Source organism: Alcaligenes sp. 13f, assembly GCF_020496585.1.
GTDB lineage: Bacteria > Pseudomonadota > Gammaproteobacteria > Burkholderiales > Burkholderiaceae_B > Alcaligenes > Alcaligenes phenolicus.
This window is the reverse complement of record NZ_JAHKKC010000031.1, coordinates 18757-38574: the sequence shown is the minus strand read 5'-3', so window position 1 is coordinate 38574 and position 19818 is coordinate 18757. Positions and strand designations below refer to the sequence as shown.

General features: G+C 57.5%; 18 protein-coding genes. 13 read left to right on the top strand and 5 right to left on the bottom strand.

What is annotated here, in order from left to right; all coding sequences use genetic code 11:
* A partial coding sequence (hpnD, locus tag KOE80_RS18445) for a presqualene diphosphate synthase HpnD (RefSeq protein ID WP_226349689.1) occupies positions 1-849 on the bottom strand: 849 nt, incomplete at its 3' end.
* Between the two features lie 6 nt (positions 850-855).
* Positions 856-1716, bottom strand: coding sequence for a squalene synthase HpnC (hpnC, locus tag KOE80_RS18440; protein ID WP_115634066.1), 861 nt, complete (start codon positions 1714-1716; stop codon positions 856-858).
* A 70-nt stretch (positions 1717-1786) separates the two neighbouring features.
* On the opposite strand from hpnC, the gene alr reads away from it, so the two are divergent.
* The 12 genes from alr (at position 1787) to phoU (ending at position 12518) form a co-directional block, all read left to right on the top strand.
* Positions 1787-2917 (top strand): alanine racemase, encoded by a 1131-nt coding sequence (gene alr, locus KOE80_RS18435; protein WP_009461638.1) that lies wholly within the window; start codon positions 1787-1789, stop codon positions 2915-2917.
* 18 nt (positions 2918-2935) lie between these two features.
* Positions 2936-3652 carry an SDR family oxidoreductase gene (locus tag KOE80_RS18430; RefSeq protein ID WP_009461640.1) on the top strand — a complete coding sequence of 239 codons (717 nt, stop codon included), beginning with the start codon at positions 2936-2938 and terminating at the stop codon, positions 3650-3652.
* A 9-nt stretch (positions 3653-3661) separates the two neighbouring features.
* Complete coding sequence (radA, locus tag KOE80_RS18425) at positions 3662-5047, top strand: DNA repair protein RadA (RefSeq protein ID WP_009461642.1); 1386 nt, start codon at positions 3662-3664, stop codon at positions 5045-5047.
* 5 nt (positions 5048-5052) lie between these two features.
* Positions 5053-5832 carry a sulfite exporter TauE/SafE family protein gene (locus KOE80_RS18420; protein WP_009461644.1) on the top strand — a complete coding sequence of 260 codons (780 nt, stop codon included), beginning with the start codon at positions 5053-5055 and terminating at the stop codon, positions 5830-5832.
* 9 nt (positions 5833-5841) lie between these two features.
* Positions 5842-6561 (top strand): 3-deoxy-D-manno-octulosonic acid kinase, encoded by a 720-nt coding sequence (locus KOE80_RS18415; RefSeq protein WP_088450761.1) that lies wholly within the window; start codon positions 5842-5844, stop codon positions 6559-6561.
* Positions 6562-6638: 77 nt separating this feature from the next.
* Entirely contained in the window at positions 6639-7745 is a 1107-nt protein-coding gene (locus KOE80_RS18410; protein ID WP_226349688.1) for a polyamine ABC transporter substrate-binding protein, read from the top strand.
* Positions 7746-7751: 6 nt separating this feature from the next.
* Positions 7752-8882 carry an ABC transporter ATP-binding protein gene (locus tag KOE80_RS18405; protein ID WP_009461650.1) on the top strand — a complete coding sequence of 377 codons (1131 nt, stop codon included), beginning with the start codon at positions 7752-7754 and terminating at the stop codon, positions 8880-8882.
* Positions 8879-9799, top strand: a complete 921-nt coding sequence (locus KOE80_RS18400; protein ID WP_060185759.1) for an ABC transporter permease subunit — start codon at positions 8879-8881, stop codon at positions 9797-9799. The genes KOE80_RS18405 and KOE80_RS18400 overlap by 4 nt, the downstream gene beginning before the upstream one ends.
* Complete coding sequence (locus KOE80_RS18395; protein ID WP_009461654.1) at positions 9796-10602, top strand: ABC transporter permease subunit; 807 nt, start codon at positions 9796-9798, stop codon at positions 10600-10602. The genes KOE80_RS18400 and KOE80_RS18395 overlap by 4 nt, the downstream gene beginning before the upstream one ends.
* 27 nt (positions 10603-10629) lie before the next feature.
* On the top strand, positions 10630-10974 hold the full coding sequence (locus KOE80_RS18390; RefSeq protein WP_009461656.1) for a Spx/MgsR family RNA polymerase-binding regulatory protein: 345 nt from the start codon (positions 10630-10632) through the stop codon (positions 10972-10974).
* Positions 10975-11012: 38 nt separating this feature from the next.
* The gene (rpiA, locus tag KOE80_RS18385; RefSeq protein WP_009461658.1) at positions 11013-11696 is read left to right on the top strand and encodes a ribose-5-phosphate isomerase RpiA; all 684 of its coding nucleotides are present in this window, start codon (positions 11013-11015) and stop codon (positions 11694-11696) included.
* Between the two features lie 87 nt (positions 11697-11783).
* A complete protein-coding gene (gene phoU, locus KOE80_RS18380; protein ID WP_009461659.1) occupies positions 11784-12518 on the top strand; it encodes a phosphate signaling complex protein PhoU in 735 nt (244 codons plus the stop codon).
* 61 nt (positions 12519-12579) lie between these two features.
* On the opposite strand, the gene KOE80_RS18375 is transcribed toward phoU, so the two are convergent.
* The 3 genes from KOE80_RS18375 to argA form a co-directional block, all read right to left on the bottom strand.
* The gene (locus tag KOE80_RS18375) at positions 12580-13866 is read right to left on the bottom strand and encodes an EAL domain-containing protein (RefSeq protein ID WP_060185760.1); all 1287 of its coding nucleotides are present in this window, start codon (positions 13864-13866) and stop codon (positions 12580-12582) included.
* A 368-nt stretch (positions 13867-14234) separates the two neighbouring features.
* A complete protein-coding gene (locus KOE80_RS18370; protein ID WP_009461661.1) occupies positions 14235-14507 on the bottom strand; it encodes an oxidative damage protection protein in 273 nt (90 codons plus the stop codon).
* Between the two features lie 70 nt (positions 14508-14577).
* Positions 14578-15933 (bottom strand): amino-acid N-acetyltransferase, encoded by a 1356-nt coding sequence (argA, locus tag KOE80_RS18365; RefSeq protein WP_009461662.1) that lies wholly within the window; start codon positions 15931-15933, stop codon positions 14578-14580.
* A 72-nt stretch (positions 15934-16005) separates the two neighbouring features.
* On the opposite strand from argA, the gene hrpA reads away from it, so the two are divergent.
* Positions 16006-19797 carry an ATP-dependent RNA helicase HrpA gene (gene hrpA, locus KOE80_RS18360; protein ID WP_226349687.1) on the top strand — a complete coding sequence of 1264 codons (3792 nt, stop codon included), beginning with the start codon at positions 16006-16008 and terminating at the stop codon, positions 19795-19797.
* Positions 19798-19818 lie beyond the last annotated feature (21 nt).

Sequence of the window (19818 nt, the reverse complement as noted above, 5' to 3'; positions counted from 1 at the left end):
GCGTTGCAAGCTGCGGCCGCCCGATACCCAGGTTTTCCAGGCCAACCAGAATTTGCGAATGGGTGTCAGCGAAATGCGTTGTTCCAGTACATGCCAACGATCATTGGCAATTTCCACCAGCAGGGCATGGTAGATGGCGGCCATCAACAGGCCTGGGCGTTGTGCCCGGCGATCCACAGCGGGCAGGGCGCGCATGGCCTGGCGGTACAAGTCCTGAGCGCGTTCGGTTTGAAAGGCCATCAGAGCCTCGAAGCGCTCCGAATGCTGCTGATCCAGGATCTCGTGAGGTGACACGCCGAACTTGTCCAGATCTTCCTGGGGCAGGTAGATGCGGCCACGACGAGCGTCATCGCCCACATCACGGATGATATTAGTCAACTGAAAAGCCAGGCCCAGTTTTTGGGCATAATCGCTGGTCTGTTCCTGGGTTTGGCCAAAAATACGCGCCGACAGCAGTCCCACCACGCTGGCGGCGTGCCAACAGTAGCGTTCCAGCTCGCTCCAGCTTTGGTAGCGCACCTGGTCCAGATCCATTTCCATGCCGTCAATCACGGCCAGCAGTTCGTCCTGAGGCAGGTCGAACGCTTTGATATGGGGCGCCAGAGCCTGCATGACCGGGTGATGGGCACGGCCTTCGTACAGATCGGCCACTTGCGTGCGCCACCAGACCAGCTTCATGCGGGCAACCGATTCCTCGTGAACCTCGTCCACCACGTCGTCCACCTCGCGGCAAAACGCGTACAGCGCCGTGATGGCACGGCGGCGTTCAGGCGGCAGAAACAAAAAGGCGTAGTAAAAACTGGAGCCGCTTTGGGCTGCCTTGTTCTGACAATACTCGTCTGGGCTCATGGACGTTCAGGGTCGGTAAGGGGTACGGCTCAAGCCGCGGGTAATCAGGCGTAGCCAGTCCAGGCGGGACAGGGTGGGACGATGGCTGAAGACATCAAACTTTACCGCTTCCAGGCGTTCCAGAATACGCAGGCCGCCCAATACCATCATTTTCAGTTCCAGGCTGATGCGCCCGGACAGATAGCTGGACAGCAGCAGCCCGGCTTGCAGGCGTTGACGGGCATCGGTAACCAGCAACTGCATCATTTCCTGCCAGCGGGCATCGGCCTCGGGCTGACGCAGCAGCTGGGTACGGGCCTGGATGTAATCATCATCCAGATCATATTGGGCCAGCAGGTCTTGCGGGATATAGACACGGTTCTTGTGCCAGTCCAGTGCCACGTCCTGCCAGAAATTAACCAGTTGCAGCCCGGTACAGGTGGAGTCGGCCATCTCGATCAGCTCCGGGCTGTGGGCTTGATACAGATGCAGCATCAAACGGCCGACCGGATTGGCCGAGCGGGTACAGTAATCCAGCACCTGGGCCATATCGCTGTAGCGATGAGTGGTGACATCCTGGCGAAACGCAGACAGCAGGTCCAGAAAAGGCTTGAGCGGCAACTGGAAGTTACGGGTGCTGCTGGCCAGAGGGACAAAAATTTCACTGTGCGGGGTATCGGCCAGGACGGGCTGGTGATACTGCAGTTGTTCTATTCCGGCTTCGAACTGCGCCAGCAGTTCCAGGCGCTCGGCAGCGCTTAAATCGCCTTCATCAGCAATGTCGTCGGCGCTGCGGGCAAAACGATAAATATCGGTGACCGGTCGGCGTAGCCGACGAGGTAGCAGCACAGAGGCGACAGGGAAGTTTTCATAGTGCTCGATAGACATAGTCCGCCAGTATACGGCTTTCGTTTCCACTAGGGCTGGTTTAGACTTTCGTATTGCTTCGGGGAGAACCATGCCACGTCCTATCTCGGCCACCATTCATATTGCGTCACTGCGTCACAATCTCGATATGGTTATTCAGAGCCTGAATAACGCCACGGCTCCATCCGGCGTAAAACGGCCCCATATCTGGGCCGTCATGAAGGCCAATGCTTACGGTCATGACATCGAAAATGCAGTGCGGGCATTCAGTGCCGCCGAAGGCATGGCGATGCTGGACCTGAAAGAAGCCATACGTTGTCGGGCTGCCGGTTGGACCGGCCCCATCATGTTGCTGGAAGGTTTTTTCCAGCCTGAAGATCTGGATGTGCTGGCCGAGTTTGGCCTGACCACTGTCATTCATTGCCACGAGCAGCTCAAGATGCTGGAGCAGTGGAAGGGCGGGGTGGCCTTGAATGCCATGGTCAAGCTCAATAGCGGCATGAACCGTCTGGGTTTCAGCGTGGACGATTACCCCGCCGCCTTCGAGCGCGCTCAGCGTCTGCAAAAGGCAGGCAAGCTGGGAACCGTGGGGCGCATGACGCACTTTGCGCGCGCTGACGACAATATCGACGCCACGCTGGAGCAGATTCGCTGCTTTAACCGGATCACCGACGGCTTGCCGGGCCCGGTCAGTGTGTGTAATTCAGCGGCAACACTAAGCCCTGACCTGGGTGCATACATGCCCTCCGGTCCGGATCACTGGGTACGGCCCGGTATTTGTCTGTACGGCAGCTCTCCTTTTGCGGACATCAGCGCCGAGGACTTCGGCCTGCAGCCTGGTATGACTCTGGCCGCAGAGCTGATCAGCGTGCGCGGCGTCAAGCAGGGCGAGGGCATTGGCTACGGCCATACGTACATTGCCGAGCAGGCCATGCGTATTGGCGTGGTGGCTTGTGGCTATGCCGATGGTTACCCGCGTCACGCGGGAACTGGCACCCCGATTACTGTGAACGGTGTGCGCACTCGTTTGCTCGGTCGTGTGTCCATGGACATGCTGGCAGTCGACCTGACCCCGGTGCCCGCCGCCGGTGTAGGCAGTCAGGCGGTGTTGTTCGGTCAAGGCGGGCCCAGTGTGGATGAGGTTGCTGCGGCAGCCGGAACCCTGGGCTACGAATTGATTTGCGCGGTCGCCCCACGCGTGCCGCGCGTCATCCAGGATTAACACCAACAAGGCATAGCCATGAAAAATAAATGTGTACTCGTTACCGGCGCTACCAAAGGAATCGGCTGGGCAATCAGCCAAAGGCTGGCTGATGCCGGGGCCCACGTTGTGGGTCTGGCCCGCCACACCGAAAGCATTGATTTCCCCGGATATCTGTACTCCTGCGATTTGAGCAATGCAGGCGAAACCGAGGAAATGCTGCGCGTTATCCGCGAAAAATATCCCGTTGATGCGGTAGTGAACAACGTAGGTATGGTCGCGCCCGAACCGATTGGTCAGGTGGACCTGGGCAATCTTTATCAGGTGTTTGACCTGAATGTACGTGTGGCGGTGCAAGTGGCCCAGGCTTTCATCCCTTCGATGAAAGCGCGCAAGGAAGGCCGCATCGTCAATATTTGCAGTCGTGTTGTGCACGGCGGTTCCGATCGCACCAGCTATGCCGCGGCCAAAAGTGCCTTGCTGGGTTGTACCCGCACCTGGGCCTTGGAATTGGCTCCTTACGGCATTACCGTCAATGCGGTCTCTCCTGGTCCGATCGAAACCGAATTGTTCCGTGCCAATCATCCCGTCGGCAGCGAAGCCGAACAGCGCAGCCTGTCCTCCATTCCTTTGGGACGTTTTGGGCAGGCGGCCGAAGTGGCTGCTGCGGTTACCTTCTTGCTAAGCGATGAAGCCGCTTATATCACCGGCCAGAACCTGGGCGTGGATGGCGGTGGCAGCTTGGCCGGACGTTAAGGAATTTCTATGGCCACCAGTACTCGTGCGGCCCGCAAGGCCAAAGTTGTATTTGTTTGCACGGAGTGCGGGGCAGATACACCCAAGTGGGCAGGCAAATGCCCGGCCTGCGGGGCTTGGAACAGCTTGCAGGAAACGGTAGAGACACCGGCTGCGGCCAGTGCGCATCGTTTTGCTTCCCTGGCTGGCTCCAGCCCGGTCCAAAGTCTTTCCGATGTGCAGGCACGGGAACTGCCGCGTGTGCCCACAGGCATAGGCGAGTTCGATCGTGTCCTGGGCGGTGGCCTGGTGGAAGGCGGCGTGATCCTGATCGGGGGCGATCCCGGTGTCGGTAAATCCACGCTGCTGCTGCAAGCCATGGCAGCCTTGGCCCAGCAAACCAAAGTTCTGTATGTGACGGGCGAGGAATCCGCCGAGCAGGTCGCCTTGCGTGCTCGCCGTTTGGGCGTGCCTACCGAGGGTGTGGATCTGCTGGCTGAAATTCGTCTGGAATCCATCAGCCAGGCCTTGCAGTCGCACCAGCCTAGCGTGGTGGTGATCGACTCGATTCAAACCCTGTATTCCGATCAGCTCAGTGCGGCCCCAGGCTCGGTATCGCAGGTGCGTGAATGTGCGGCGCAGCTCACCCGTCTGGCCAAGCAAAGCGGTACTTCCATGATTTTTATCGGTCACGTCACCAAAGACGGGACCTTGGCTGGTCCGCGTGTGCTGGAGCACATTGTGGATACGGTGCTGTATTTCGAGGGGGATACCCATTCCTCCTTCCGCATGGTGCGCGCGTTCAAGAACCGCTTTGGCGCGGTAAATGAATTGGGCGTGTTTGCTATGACGGAAAAAGGCTTGAAAGGAGTCAGCAATCCTTCGGCCCTGTTCTTGTCCCAGCATTCCCAGTCAGTAGCCGGTTCCTGCGTCATGGCCACCCAGGAAGGCACACGGCCTTTGCTGGTGGAAATTCAGGCTTTGGTGGACTCGGCCCATGTACCCAATCCGCGTCGCCTGTCTGTGGGGCTGGAAAGCTCCCGTCTGGCCATGCTGCTGGCGGTGATGCATCGTCATGCTGGCGTGGTCACTTACGATCAGGACGTGTTCGTGAACGCTGTAGGGGGCGTCAAGATTACCGAGCCAGCCGCTGACTTGGCGGTGTTGCTGGCTATTTTGTCCTCCCTGAATAACCGCCCCTTGCCACGTGGCCTGGTCGTGTTTGGGGAAATCGGCCTGGCCGGTGAAATTCGTCCGGCCCCGCGTGGGCAGGAGCGTTTGCGCGAAGCGGCCAAGTTGGGCTTCAGCATTGCCTTGATTCCCAAGAGCAACGCCCCGCGTCAGGCGATCGAAGGCCTGGAAATCTGGGCGGTAGACCGGGTGGAAGACGCTGTCGACCGTCTGCGTAATCTGTAACCGCCATGATAAGTATTGAATTGATCCTGGCCTGCTTGCTGGGAGGCGCGCTTATTGGCTATACCGGCGGGGTCCTGGGGATCGGTGGCGGCTTGCTGGCTATTCCATTGCTGGGCCTGATTCTGGGTATGGACCAGCAAACCGCTCAAGGTACGGCCCTGATCATGGTGGTGCCTGCGGTGCTGCTGACCGTGCGCCAGTACCATCGTCGCAACCACATTGATTTTCGTCGGGCAGCATTGGGGGCGATCTCCTCCATCATCTTTACCTGGCTGGGCGCACGTCTGGCTCTGGGCATGGATGCGATCTTGCTGCGTCGCATTTACTCGGTATTTGTGATGGCCATTGCCCTGTATTATTTCGACCAGAGTCTGGGTTTTTCCCGGCGGCGTCGTCGCAGTGACAAGCCGCGTCCGGACCCGGAGTCGTTTGGCCAGCTGTGGTATATCGCGGTAGGCATGATGGCGGGCTTGGCCGGAGGCGTGTTTGGTGTGGGCGGTGCGGTGCTGGTGGTGCCGTTCCTGACCAGCCGTATGGGTTATAGCCAGACCGGTGCGCAAGGCTTGGCCCTGTCCATGATTATTCCCGGCACGTTGGTCGCCTTGGCGACGTACGCGTTTCATGGTCAGGCTACCTGGCAGGTCGGCATACCGATGGCGATAGGCAGCCTGCTGCTGGTGCCGTTTGGTGTGCGTCTGGCCTACCGTCTGCCTGAGAATCGCCTGAAGTTTATTTTTGCCTGCATGCTGGTATTGATCATGGCCCTGTTGCTGGTTCGTGCCTGAGGAGCTGCTGTGAGCACCCAATCCGAAACTGTCTATTCTTTGCCCGGCGGCGGTGCCTTGTTGGCACCGGAGCTGGCCAATCAGCTGGATCTGGAGCCTGAGGCCTTGCAGCGCTGGTTCGAGGCCACCTCGTATGGCGACCAGGCCAGCAAGGTGGGACAGGGTGGTCGTCAGGCCGCCTGGTTTGTGAACGGGCCCTTTGGTCAGGCGGTGCTGCGTCACTACCGCCGTGGTGGCCTGGTGGCTCGCTTCAATGAGTCTTCCTACTTGTGGCAAGGGGCATCGCGGACTCGCAGCTGGCGAGAATTTCAGGTGATGTCTTATTTGCACAACAAGGGCTTGGCCGTCCCCAAAGTGCTGGCGGGCGCATGGTGGCAACAGGGTTTTTGGTACCATGCGGCCCTGATAAGCCAGCGTGTGCCCGATGTGCAGCCTTTGACTCTGTGCCTGGACCGTGCCTCCCCCGAAGCGGTGGCACACGAGATTGTCCGCATGCACCAATTCGAGGTTTGGCACGCTGACCTTAACGCCTACAATATTTTGCTGGATGCGAATGACAAAGTCTGGCTGATCGATTTTGACCGTGCACGACAGGGGCCCGTCAGCCCCGCCCAGGCGCTGGGTAATGTGCAACGCCTGAGACGATCTTTGCTCAAAGTGTGTGGGCCGCGTGGCGATCAGTGGTGGCAGCAGATGTTTTCTGCTTACCGTCACCAAACGCAGCGTTAATTACGACTACGGGCTTTAAAAAAGCTTTATCATCTCGCCTTTTGGGTTTTTCGCTTTCGATAGGAAGGGGACTCGTGATGTCTTTTGGGATGAACACACCACAGGTACTCGCCGGCCTGCTGGCCGCTGCTGCCATCATGCCTGTTGCACAGGCACAAAATCAGGTTGTTAACGTCTATAACTGGGCTGAATATACGGCCCCCGATACCTTGTCCGGCTTTCAGAAAGCCACGGGCATTACCGTGCGTTATGACGTTTACGATAATAACGACACCTTGCAAGCCAAGTTGTTGACGGGCAAGTCGGGGTACGACGTGGTGGTTCCCTCCACGCATTACGCAGCGCGTCAGATCGAAGGCGGTTTGTTCCAGAAGCTGGATAAAAATCAGATTCCCAACTGGTCCCATCTGGACCCGGACATCATGGCGCTGCTCTCCGATGTGGACCCCGGCAATGAATACCTGATTCCCTGGGGCTACGGCACCAATGGCCTGGGCTACAACGTCACCAAGGTCAAGGAGATCATGGGCGAGCAGGTGGACCTGGGCAACTGGGACATGCTGTTCAAGCCTGAAAATGCCGAGAAGCTGAAAGGCTGTGGCATTTCCATTCTGGACGAAGCCGCCCAGGTGTTCCCGGCCGTGCTGCACTACATTGGCAAAGACCCCAACAGCAGCAATGAAGCCGATTACCGCGAAGCCCTGGACTTGCTCAAGCAAATCCGTCCTTACGTGCGTCAGTTCAGCTCCTCGGGCTATATCGATGAGCTGGCTGCGGGCGATCTGTGCATGGTCTACGGTTTCTCCGGCGACGTGATGATCTCCGCTGATCGTGCGCGCCAGGCTAAAAAGCCGTACGCCATCGACTACTACATTCCGCAAGGCGGGGCGCCGGTCTGGTTTGACACCATGGCCATTCCCAAGAGCGCGAACAATGTGAAAGAGGCTCACGCCTTCATCAACTACATTGAAACGCCGGAAGTCCATGCCGCCATTACCAACACCATGTTCTACCCGAACGCCAATAAAGATGCGCGCGAGTTCGTGGTCAAGGAAGTAGCTGACAACCCCATGATTTACCCTTCGCCCGAAGTCTCCAAGACTTTGTTCGTCATCAAACCACAGCCACTGAAGGTGCAGCGTCTGCAAACGCGCCTGTGGGCTGAACTCAAGTCTGGACGTTAAGGCATCATGCAAGATATCCGTACCGGAACCTCGCCCTGGATGGATGGCGAGGATGCTTTCGTGCGTGTGGACGAAGTCGTCAAGATTTTTGGTGATACGGTGGCCGTCCAGTCTGTAAGTCTGGACGTCGCCCGTCACGAAATTTTTGCGCTGCTGGGTAGTTCAGGCAGTGGCAAATCCACCTTGCTGCGTATGCTGGCAGGTTTCGAGGAGCCGACTTCCGGTCGGATTTATCTGGACAACGAGGATATTACCGACCTGCCGCCTTACCGGCGGCCGGTCAATATGATGTTCCAGTCCTACGCGCTGTTTCCGCACATGTCGGTTGAGGCCAATGTGGCTTTTGGCTTGAAGCAGGAAGGCGTGCCCCGCAACGAAATCCACGAACGCGTATTTGAAGCCCTGGATCTGGTGCAGATGGCGGGTTTTTCACGCCGCAAACCCAATCAGTTGTCAGGCGGGCAGCAACAGCGTGTCGCTTTGGCGCGTAGCCTGGTCAAGCGTCCCAAGCTGCTCTTGCTGGACGAACCCATGTCCGCATTGGACAAGCAGATTCGTCAGAAAACCCAGATTGAGCTGGTCAAGATTCTGGAGCGTGTGGGAGTGACCTGCATTATGGTGACTCACGACCAGGAAGAGGCCATGACCATGGCCAGCCGACTGGCGGTAATGTCCGATGGGCAGATCATCCAGTCCGGTACGCCTTACGATGTGTACTCCTTCCCGAACTCGCGCTTTGTGGCGGGCTTTATCGGTTCCACCAATTTGTTCACCGGCGTAGTGACGGTGGACGAACCGGACCACGTTCATATCGAGTGCGAGGAGTTAAACCGCCCCTTGTATGTCAGCCACGGGATCAGCGAACCGCTGGGCATGGACGTGTATGTGTCCATTCGTCCCGAGCAGATCAAGGTGAGTCGTGAGTTGCCTTCCGAGGACACCAACTGGGGCCACGGCATTGTGACCCACGTGTCCTGGATGGGGAGCTACACCCGCTACCAGATTCGTCTGGACGCCGGCATGCTGATCGAAGCGCAAATGCCCAGTGGCACCTTGGCCCAGCCAGATGCTCCCGGCGTGGACGAAGAGGTCTACGTGTCCTGGTCCGACGATAGCGCAACGGTACTGAGCACATGAAGAACCTGTCCTGGCGCAAACTGCTGCCTACCAGTCGCACGCTGGTGGTCGCACCCACATTCCTGTGGATGATCCTGTTTCTGCTGGTGCCATTTTTGCTCGTGCTCAAGATCAGTTTTGCCGATCTTGATTTCGGGGTGCCGCCGTATACGCCCTTGGCCCAGTTTGCCGAGGAAAGCATTTCCTTTGTACTGAACCTGCGCGGCTATGTCCTGCTGTTCAGCGACAATCTGTATTTGGCCACCTACGTCAGCTCCTTGAAGATGGCTGCCGTCACCACGATCTTTTGTATCTTGATCGGCTACCCGGTGGCTTACTACATTGCGCGCTCTTCACCCGCCGTGCGTAGTCTGTTGTTGCTGGCGGTGATTCTGCCTTTCTGGACCTCCATGCTGCTGCGTGTCTACGCCTGGGTAGGCATTTTGCGTGGCGATGGCCTGCTCAATCAGGTCTTGCTGTGGATAGGTATTATTGATGCGCCGCTGGAAATCTACCGCACCGATCTGGCCGTCTATATCGGTTTGATCTATGCCTATCTGCCATTTTTCATCCTCCCTTTGTATGCGAATCTGGTAAAGCTGGATATGCGCTTGCTGGAAGCGGCTTACGATCTGGGCGCACGTCCCTGGTCGGCGTTCTGGAATATCACCTTGCCCATGTCCATGTCCGGCGTGATTGCCGGTGCCATGCTGGTGTTTATTCCGGCCGTAGGTGAGTACGTGATTCCGGAAATGCTGGGTGGGGCTGACACCTTGATGATGGGCCGTGTCATGTGGACCGAGTTCTTCAATAATGCGGACTGGCCGATGGCTGCCGCCGTCACTTGCGTGATGGTCCTGCTCTTGATCATTCCCTTGATTTTCTTCCAGTACAGCCAGATGCGACAGATGGAAGCGCAACGGGGAGGCCGCTCATGACCAAGCCTAATCCCTGGCTGCGTGCCATCGTCCTGACGCTGGGCTTTGGTTTTCTGTACATTCCTATTCTGTTCCTGATCGTCTTTTCATTTAATGAATCGGCCATCATGACGTCCTGGTCGGGTTTTTCCTTCCGCTGGTACGAGTCCCTGTTTCAGGATAAAGCGCTGCTCAGTGCTGCCAAGCTGTCTTTCCTGATAGCCGTGCTGACCGCGACCATGGCTACCATTCTGGGCACCTGGGCCGCCTATGTGCTGGCCCGTATGGGACGCTTCAAGGGCTTTGCTCTGTATATCGGTCTGGTCAGTGCACCGCTGGTCATCCCGGAAGTGGTGCTGGGTATTTCCCTGCTGCTGATGTTTGTGGAGCTGAACTCCCTGTTTGGCTGGCCGGAACAGAACGGTATCTTCACTATCTGGATTGGTCACGTGGTGCTGTGCACCGCGTACGCGACCGTGATTCTGCAATCGCGTATGCGTGAGCTGGATCGCTCCCAGGAAGAAGCGGCGCTTGATTTGGGTGCCACCCCCTTGAGGGCGTTTTTCCAGGTGGTCCTGCCCTCGATCGTGCCTGCCTTGATGGCGGCCTGGTTGCTGGCCTTTACCTTGTCGCTGGACGATGTGGTGATCGCCTCCTTCCTGTCCGGTCCGGGCTTTACCACCTTGCCGGTGGAAGTGTTTTCGCGCGTACGCTTGGGTCTCAAGCCCGAGATCAATGCGTTGGCAACCCTGCTGATTTTGGTGATTGGTATTTTTGTTGTAGTCGCCAGCCGCTTGCAGGTACGCCGCGAGCGTCGCGCCTGATTGATAAGGAGTATTGCCGTGTTCACGATGTATGGTTTGAAAAATTGCAGCACCTGCCAAAAGGCGATTGCCTGGTTTGAGCAAAACGGTCTGCCTTTGAACTTTGTGGATTACCGTGAACATCCCTTGGAAGCGGCCCGCCTGCAACAATGGGCGCAGGAGCTGGGTGGCTGGCCCAAGCTGGTCAATCGTGCCTCCATGACCTGGCGTAATCTGCCTGCGGAACGTAAAGAGCCGCAGGACGATGCCCAATGGCTGGCCTTGATTGCTGAATTTCCGGCGCTGGTGCGCCGCCCCTTGCTGATTACGCCCGAGGGCGAGGTCAGCGTGGGTTTCAACGAAGGCAAATTTGCCGCTCGTTTTCTTAAGTAAACCAAGGGGGGCCAAGCCCCCCCATTTTTATATCTGCCATGTACACACAGACCGAACTCAAACAACAGGTGGCTCAGGCTGCGGTTGATTACGTCCTTCCTTTCCTGACCCCGGATTCCATTCTGGGTGTGGGTACGGGTTCCACGGTTGATTTGTTTATTGATGCTCTGGCGGCACACAAACATGCCTTCAAGGCTGCTGCTTCCAGCTCGGAGCGCTCGACCGCTCGCCTGCAAAGTCTGGGTATTGCGGTGCAAGACTTGAACACCATCGAACGCATGGACTGGTATGTGGACGGTGCCGACGAAATCGATGCGGCGTTGAACATGACCAAGGGCGGCGGTGGCGCTTTGACCCGCGAGAAAATCGTGGCTTCGGTCTCGGACAAGTTCCTGTGCATTGTGGACGATTCCAAACTGGTGGATCGCCTGGGTGCGTTCCCCTTGCCGGTGGAAGTCATCCCCATGGCCAAGAATGCCGTGGCTCGCCAATTGCGCGCCTTGGGCGGTAATCCCGTCGAGCGCACGGGCTTTGTCACCGATAACGGTGGCCTGATTCTGGACGTGTCCGGTTTGTCGATTGCAGACCCGGCTGCTCTGGAAGCCCAGATCAACAATATGCCCGGTGTGGTGTGCTGTGGCCTGTTCGCGATTACCCCAGCCAGCGTGGCCTTGATTGCCGGTCAACAGGGTGTGCGCACCCTGCCAGGCGACGGTTTCTGAATTTTAATGTCTCTGTCATAATCGGTGCTTAATCTATGCACGGATTAAGCGCTGGCGCGAGCCATTTTGCTGTTACAGAAGGCCACTATGAACGAACATACCAATAAGCAGTTTCACTCCGATCTGGAGGCCACCCGTTCGCTGTTCTTGCAGATGGGCGGTATTGTTGAATCTATGGTTCGCAGTGCGACCGAAGCCCTGCAAACCGGGGATATGTCGCTGGTCGATCAGGTTCGCGAGCGTGAAAAAGAAATCAACCGCCTGGAGGTGGAGATTGACGAGCGCATCACCAATCTGATCGCCCGTAATCAACCCACCGCCATTGACTTGCGCATGCTGCTGTCCATCTCCAAAATGCTGACCGATATGGAACGCTGCGGGGACGAGGCCGAGCGCATCGCCAAGATGGCTCGCCGTCTGCACGAAGGTACCGCTGGCTACGAGCCCGTGGTGGAACTGCGCCACATGAGCTCCTCAGTCGCTGGCATGATCAACGATGTGCTGGACGCCTTTGCGCGCCAGGATGCCGTACACGCAGCACAGATTGTGCGTAGCGACAAGGAAGTGGATCGTGAGTGGAAGGGTTCGCTGCGTCACATCATCACTTACATGATTGAAGATCCACGCACGATTTCGCACTCCATTGATCTGATCTTTATCGCCCGTGCGCTGGAGCGTATTGGCGACCACGCCAAGAACATGGCTGAACGCGTGATCTACATGGTGCGTGGTGACGACGTGCGTCACACCGGTGTGAAAAACACCGAGCGTACTGCACGTGGTGAACCCTTGCCAGAACCGGAATCCGAAGACAAAGCCTGATTCCGACCCGGGCCTTCTTGCTGCAAGCCTTGCATGACACCATGCAAGGCTTGTTTGCTTTTCAAAAACTAAAGCCGTAGCCTTGGGGGGCTTGGTCAGGATAGAACTGGGTACGTAGCAGTACCGCATCCTGCACCGTAATCAATACTGCTGAGTTCCACCAGGACGGGGTCAGCGTTGGCAAGGCCAGCAGATAGCCCTGCACGCCGTGCGCACCGGACTGGCGCACAAACTCCAGATCAGCCTCGTCCTCGACACCTTCGATGATCACGTAGGGGCTGTAATCGGCGCAGACATTGACCAGATTGCGCAGCAAATGGGCTGGCTGACCGGGGCTGCGTGCCCGCAGCAAGATCGAGCGGTCAATTTTGATAATGTCGGCATGGGTCTGCACCAGAAAGGCCAGGGTGCTATTGCCCGATCCCGTGTCGTCCAGAGCAATCCGTACCCCCAGGTTTTGCAGTTGGGCAATCAGGCGCAGCGCCGTGGGCTTGTGGGCGATGGTGCCGGTTTCCGTCACCTCCAGAATCAGGCGCTGGGCCACATCCGGGCGACTGTCCAGATAGCTGAACAGATCCTGCCACCACAAATCGTCCTGCAGGGAGCCTGCGGAGATATTCACTCCCAGACAAAGACCGGGTTTTGTACTGAGCAGCTCCACCACACTGCCCAAGACACTGCGATCCAGCCGGGACACCAGACCTAGCCGCTCCAGAGCGGCGATGGCCTCGGGTAAAGAGTAATCCGCCGTGCCGCAGTGACGAATCAAGGCTTCTTCATAAAAGTCCTTGTTCTTGTGTTTTTCACCCAGGTGATAGATGGGCTGAAAGGCCAGGGCCAGCAGCCCATTCTGTAAATCATCCAGCATGCGAACTGCCAGACTCATATCGTCCCGGTACGTCTTGGCCCAGACCTTGTGCCAGGCGGCCAGCGTGGCTGGGTGATTATGAGAGCAGGGGTTGGGAGCGGGAGGGTGGAGCTGATTCGTGTCGTACTGACGGCTATCGTAGTGGTAAGCCATCTGGGTGTGCAGGTAGATGCGGTGCTCATCCTGGGTGATGGGGTCACACTCCAGTGCCGCACCCAGCAATTGGGCCAGGGCATTGGGATGGGTACGCTGAAAGCGGTGTTGCTTGCCCAACTGCTTCAAGGCAATCAGGACAAAATCTCCCCGGATAAAGATTTCATTGGCAGTCAGCCCACAGTCCAGCAGCCTTTGCTGCACGGTATCCAGCACAAAAGCATGAAACTGCGGCCCATACAAAGCCTCCAAATAGCTCAGGTTGACCAGCCACAGGCGCAAGTGAGTGGAGTACTGGTCAATCTCGGGTAGGTCTAGGCGGCACATGAACTTCTTTTCCTGTGGGTAAAGCAGTAAGCGGCGGTGCTGTGCAGGGCTCGGCGCAAGGCTGCTCAGACATGGACACGTGATGGGCCGGTGTGGCTTGGGCACTGTATGCGCATCAAGGCCAGCCGTGATTTTGTGCCTTAGGGCTTCAGGTAACTGTAGAAAAATCCCACTTCTTTTGATTTTTGACCAGTCTGAAACTAACTTGTCGCGCAGCGTTTCATTTGATTACGTTTTGGCTGCGTGCTGAAGGTGGGGCTATTTGATAAGAATGCGGGGAAAGGCGGGGGAGTCGGGGGCAAAAATAAAGAAACCCCGGAGCACGATGGTAATGCTCCGGGGTTTGGGTGCGTGTCCTGAATCGGGACTTAAGCGGAAGGGGCGGTAAAACCGTCGGCTTCCACGTCCTTGTCTTCAAACAGATATTGCTCCATCTGTTCTTTCAAATACGTGCGGGCACGGGCGTCGGCCAGGTTCAGGCGGTTCTCGTTCACCAGACGGGTTTGCACGTCCATCCAGTTGGCCCAGGCTTGTTTGGAAATCGAGTGCCAGATCTTGGTGCCCAGCTCGCCGGGGTAGGGGGGAAACTCCAGGCCCTCGGCTTCCTGTTTCAGCTTCACACAGTGAATCATGCGTGCCATATGTGTTCCTTTTCAATCAAATGCTTGGATGGGCGTATTGTACTTAGGGGCGCAGGAGGGTCAAACCGGCTTACAGCTTTTTAATAAAGACCATGCTGTTGCGCGAACGGTTGTAATGCGACTGCTTGCCCTTGGGCAGATCGGACACGCCACCTTGTACAAAGCCACGCTTGATAAACCAGTGAGACGTGCGGGTGGTCAGCACAAACAGACGCTTGAAGCCGGCTGCACGGGCCTTGGCTTCGGTATGGCGCAAGAGAATTTCACCTTCGCCCGAGCCTTGCCATTCCGGGTGCACGATGAGACAGGCCATTTCGGCCATGCTTTCTTCTTCGTACGGAATTAATGCCACACAGCCGTAAATAATGCCGTCGTGCTCCAGAACCGTGAACTGCTCCACCTCGCGCTCGATGACCGAACGGCCGCGGGGGACCAGGGTGCCGTCAATTTCAAGGGGTTCGATCAGTTGCACGATTGCACCCACATCGTCCAGATTGGCCGGGCGCAAATCGTCCAGTGTGTCTTCCACCACCATGGTGCCCACCCCATCGTGGGTGAAGATCTCCAGCAAAATGCTGCCGTCCTGCTTGTAGGGCACCAGGTGCGCACGGGCAATACCGCGTTTGACGGCTTGCGAGGCGTAGCGCAGGAAGGTGGAGCAGTCCTCGTCCAGCTTGCCCGAGGCCAGCAGGGAGTCGGCATCGGCACGAGCCAGCTCCGAATCGATATCCAGATTATTGGAGTGCCCGATATGCTCCGGGGTCAGGAAAATCAGCTTTTCAGCGCGCAGGGCGATGGCCGTGCTGGTGGCCAGATCTTCCATGTCCAGGGTAAAGGCCTCGCCAGTTGGAGAAAAACCCAATGGGGAGAGTAGAATAAGCGCTCCTTGGCTCATGATCAGCCGCATGGCGTCCACGTCCAGTTTGCGTACCGCGCCAGAATGCTTGAAGTCCAGGCCATCAATCACGCCCACCGGACGCGCGGTCACAAAGTTGCCCGAAATGATGCGAATCTGGGCATGTGACATGGGGGTGTTGGGCAAGCCCTGGCTGAATGCGGCTTCAATGTCCAGGCGAATTTCACCAGCGGCTTCTTTGGCGCATTCCAGAGCGACCGCACTGGTTGGCTCGGTACCGCGACCAAATTGCGTGGTTTCGCCTTTCAGGCGCAGTTGCTCATTGACCTGGGGGCGGGAGCCATGCACCAGCACCAGCTTGATGCCCAGTGCTGACAGCAGCGACAAATCCGGGATCAGGGTGTAGAGCAGTCCATCGTTGATGAGCTCGCCCCCAAAGGCCACCACGAACGTCTTGCCACGAAAATCGTGCACATAAGGCGCCACTTCCCTGAACCATCGCACAAATTGTGCCTGGGATTCATCAGGTGGTTCGATGGCGTTGTACGAGTCGGGGATGTCTGTGTTCATTGCGGGGGATCTTTGCGTCCAAATGGTTTCAAGCCAAAATTATAATGATGTCTGTACCAGAAACTACCTTTCATGCACGAGTCCAACGAATTGACTGAAAACCCACACTCTTTACCAACAATTTCTTATCCTGATGACCTGCCAGTCAGCGCCCGACGGGCCGAAATTGCGCAGGCGATCAAAGACCATCAGGTGGTCATTGTGTGTGGTGAAACCGGCTCGGGCAAAACCACTCAATTACCCAAAATCTGTCTGGAGCTGGGCCGTGGCCTGCAGGGCAAGATTATTGGTCATACTCAGCCGCGCCGTCTGGCCGCCACGTCGGTCGCCAAGCGTATTGCCCAGGAGCTGCAATCGGAGATTGGTGACTGGGTAGGGTACCAAATCCGCTTTAACGACAAGACCGGACCGCGCTCGGCCATCAAATTGATGACAGACGGGATCTTGCTGGCCGAGTCCCAGCGCGATCCCCTGTTAAGCCGCTATGACACCATCATTATTGACGAGGCCCATGAACGCAGTCTGAACATTGACTTCCTGCTGGGCTTTTTAAAGCAGTTGCTGCCACGGCGTCCGGACCTGAAGCTGATTATTACCTCGGCCACAATTGATGCCGAGCGTTTCGCGCAGCACTTTGCCCACAAGGGCAAGAAGGCGCCTGTCATTGAAGTGTCGGGCCGTCTGTATCCCGTCGATATTGTGTACCGCCCGATTCTGGACCCGTCTTTGGTCGATGCCGAAGAACGCCGTTCCGCCTCCGAGGAGGAGCGGGATCTGATGCAAGGCATTGTGGATGCGGTGCAGGAATGTGCCCGGCATGGTACGGGCGACATTCTGGTGTTCCTGCCCGGTGAGCGCGAAATCCGCGAAGCCACCGAGGCGCTGGAAAAAGAAAAGCCCATCAATACCGTGATCCTGCCCTTGTTTGCGCGTCTGTCGCAGGCGGATCAGGAACGTATTTTCCGACCCAAAGGCAATGCGCGCCGTGTGGTGCTGGCGACCAATGTGGCAGAAACCTCGTTGACCGTGCCCGGCATTCGCTTTGTGGTCGATAGTGGTCTGGCGCGTATCAAGCGCTATTCCTGGCGCAACAAGGTCGAGCAACTGCGTATTGAAGCGATCAGTCAGGCCTCGGCCAGCCAGCGGGCAGGGCGTTGCGGTCGTATTGGCCCCGGTATCTGTATTCGTCTGTATGACGAGCAGGATTTCAAGAGCCGCCCCCCCTTTACGGATCCCGAGATTCTGCGTTCCTCGCTGGCCTCGGTGATTTTGCGCATGAAGGCCTTGCATCTGGACGATGTGGAAACCTTCCCCTTTGTGGAGCCGCCCACTGGCCGTGCGATTGCCGATGGGTATCAAATTCTGCAAGAGCTGGGTGCGCTGGATGAACAGCAGCGCCTGACCAAGGTAGGCCGTTCCCTGGCCAAACTGCCTGTGGACCCGCGTGTGGCCCGCATGATTCTGGCCGGTCATGAACATCATTGTTTGACGGAAATGCTGATCGTGGCCTCGGCCATGTCCGTGCAAGATCCGCGTGATCGTCCTGTCCATGAGCGCGAAGCGGCCAATCAGGCCCATGCCCGTTTCAACGACGACAAGTCCGAGTTCCTGTCCTATGTGAAGCTATGGAACTGGCTGGAAGAGCTGTCGCAGGAGCAAAGCTCGCAGCGCAAGTTTGCCAATAGCGTCAAACAGGCTTTGTTGTCCCCTTTGCGTATTCGTGAATGGCGGGATGTTCATACTCAATTACGCAGTCTGGTACAGGAGCAGCGCTGGGTCGCCAACCCCTCGGCAGCCACGTATGAGCAGGTGCATCTGGCCTTGTTGACGGGCTTGATCGGCAATATTGGCTACAAGAGTGAAGAAACCGGCGTCTATCAAGGCACGCGTGAATTGCGCTTTGTGATTCACCCCGGCTCCAAGCTGGTCAAGAAAGCAGGCCGCTGGATTCTGGCGGGCGAGCTGATGGAAACCACGCGACTCTTTGCCCGCTGTGTGGCGCGTATCGAGCCGCAGTGGATTGAGAAAGTCGGTGCTCATTTGCTGCGCAAAACCTGGGGCGATCCGCGCTGGGAGAAGAAAGCCGGGCAGGTAGTGGCCAATGAGCGCGCTACCTTGTATGGCTTGCTGATTTACAGTGGTCGTCGCATTCACTTTGGCCGCATTGATCCGGTGCAGGCACGCGAGTTGTTCTTGCGCCAGGCTCTGGTGCCAGGCGAGATCGACTCCAACCTGCCTTTCCTGCGTCATAACCGTCAGCAGATACAGGCGGTAGAGCGTTTGGAGCACCAATCCCGCCGTCCCGATATTCTGGTGGACGAAGAACTGATTTACGCGTTTTACGATCAGCGCATTCCCAAGGACGTGTACCAGACCGCCACATTGGAAAAGTGGTTCAAGGGCTTGTCCAAAGAAGAGGCCAAGGGCCTGGAGCTGAACCGCGACGAATTGATGCAGCACGACGCAGCCGGCATCACCACCGAGGTCTTTCCGCGCTCCGTTGAATGGCAGGGCGTGAAGATGGCGCTGGATTATCACTTCGAGCCGGGCTCGGTGCGCGATGGGGTGACCTTGAGCGTTCCCTTGTTCGCCTTGAACCAGATCGACGCTGCGCGTTGCGAGTGGCTGGTGCCCGGCATGCTGAAAGAAAAAGTGCTGGCTTTGCTGAAATCCTTGCCACAACGCATCCGCCGCCATTGTGTGCCGCTGCCCGATTATGCTGCCGCCTTTCACCAACGCTGGTTTGAAAAAGCAGCCGATCCGGGCATGAGCCTGCTGGACGCCATTTCGCAGGATATGTGGACTCAGCTCAAGCAAAGGCCGCAGCGCAGTGACTTCAAACCCGAGACGCTGGCGACGCACTTGTTCATGAACTTCCGGGTCATTGACGAGCATGGCCGCATGTTGTCGGGCGGGCGCAATCTGGATCAGCTCAAGGCCGAGCATGGCCGTCAGGCCCAGGCCTCCTTCCAGCAAATGGCCGCCAGCGACGAACAGGTAGCGCAAGTGCTGGATCACGAGCAACTGACCAGCTGGAGCTTTGGTGAACTGCCCGAGCTGATGGAAATCAAACGCAAGGGGCGCAGCTTTATTGGCTACCCGGCCTTGATCGACAAGAAAACCCATTGCGATCTGGATGTGTTCGATGACCCGGCCCAGGCCCAGCGTCAGCACCGTCAGGGTTTGCGCCGCTTGTTCCGTTTGGCCCTGCGCGAGCAGGTGCGCTTTCTGGAAAAGAACATTACGGACCTGACTCGTATCAGCATGCTGTACATCAATCTGGGGACGCAGGAACAATTGCGTGATCAGATCATTGATGTGGCCCTGGAGCAGTCCTGCATGATGGAGCCCTGGCCCAAGAACCAGGCCGAGTTCGAGGCTCGTGTGCAGGAGGGCCGCAGCCGTCTGGGTCTGGTGGCCCAGGAAGTGGCGCGTCTGGCCGGGCAGATTCTGACTGAATGGAGTGCCGCCCAGAAGAAACTGGCGCAAATCAAGGCCCACCCCGAGGCTTTGAAAGACATACAGCAGCAATTGAACGCCTTGATGCCGACCTTGTTTCTGGAAAGCAATGAATACGCGCAGTTGGCGCATATGCCGCGTTACTTGAAAGCGGTACAAACACGGGTGGACAAGCTGCGTGCCGATCCGGCTCGCGATCAACGCCTGATGCAGGATATGTCGGTTCTGCTGACCAAGTACCAGCGTGCCGTTGCCGCGCTGAAAGGTGCGACCGATAGCGGTTTGCGGGATTTTCGCTGGATGCTGGAGGAACTGCGCGTGTCCTTGTTTGCGCAAGAGTTACGCACCCCCATGCCGGTTTCGGTCAAGCGTCTGGAAAAAGCCTGGGCGGCGCTGCAACGCTAAGACGGTAGCCGTTTGAGATCT

What these genes read in the sequence shown, in the direction of transcription:
- hrpA (WP_226349687.1), top strand. Translation starts at nt 16,006, where the DNA reads ATGCACGAGTCCAACGAATTGACTGAAAACCCACACTCTTTACCAACA.
- argA (WP_009461662.1), bottom strand. Translation starts at nt 15,933, where the DNA reads ATGAACACAGACATCCCCGACTCGTACAACGCCATCGAACCACCTGAT.
- radA (WP_009461642.1), top strand. Translation starts at nt 3,662, where the DNA reads ATGGCCACCAGTACTCGTGCGGCCCGCAAGGCCAAAGTTGTATTTGTT.
- alr (WP_009461638.1), top strand. Translation starts at nt 1,787, where the DNA reads ATGCCACGTCCTATCTCGGCCACCATTCATATTGCGTCACTGCGTCAC.
- KOE80_RS18405 (WP_009461650.1), top strand. Translation starts at nt 7,752, where the DNA reads ATGCAAGATATCCGTACCGGAACCTCGCCCTGGATGGATGGCGAGGAT.
- phoU (WP_009461659.1), top strand. Translation starts at nt 11,784, where the DNA reads ATGAACGAACATACCAATAAGCAGTTTCACTCCGATCTGGAGGCCACC.
- KOE80_RS18430 (WP_009461640.1), top strand. Translation starts at nt 2,936, where the DNA reads ATGAAAAATAAATGTGTACTCGTTACCGGCGCTACCAAAGGAATCGGC.
- rpiA (WP_009461658.1), top strand. Translation starts at nt 11,013, where the DNA reads ATGTACACACAGACCGAACTCAAACAACAGGTGGCTCAGGCTGCGGTT.
- KOE80_RS18390 (WP_009461656.1), top strand. Translation starts at nt 10,630, where the DNA reads ATGTATGGTTTGAAAAATTGCAGCACCTGCCAAAAGGCGATTGCCTGG.
- hpnC (WP_115634066.1), bottom strand. Translation starts at nt 1,716, where the DNA reads ATGTCTATCGAGCACTATGAAAACTTCCCTGTCGCCTCTGTGCTGCTA.
- KOE80_RS18410 (WP_226349688.1), top strand. Translation starts at nt 6,639, where the DNA reads ATGTCTTTTGGGATGAACACACCACAGGTACTCGCCGGCCTGCTGGCC.
- KOE80_RS18420 (WP_009461644.1), top strand. Translation starts at nt 5,053, where the DNA reads ATGATAAGTATTGAATTGATCCTGGCCTGCTTGCTGGGAGGCGCGCTT.
- KOE80_RS18375 (WP_060185760.1), bottom strand. Translation starts at nt 13,866, where the DNA reads ATGTGCCGCCTAGACCTACCCGAGATTGACCAGTACTCCACTCACTTG.
- KOE80_RS18395 (WP_009461654.1), top strand. Translation starts at nt 9,796, where the DNA reads ATGACCAAGCCTAATCCCTGGCTGCGTGCCATCGTCCTGACGCTGGGC.
- KOE80_RS18370 (WP_009461661.1), bottom strand. Translation starts at nt 14,507, where the DNA reads ATGGCACGCATGATTCACTGTGTGAAGCTGAAACAGGAAGCCGAGGGC.
- KOE80_RS18400 (WP_060185759.1), top strand. Translation starts at nt 8,879, where the DNA reads ATGAAGAACCTGTCCTGGCGCAAACTGCTGCCTACCAGTCGCACGCTG.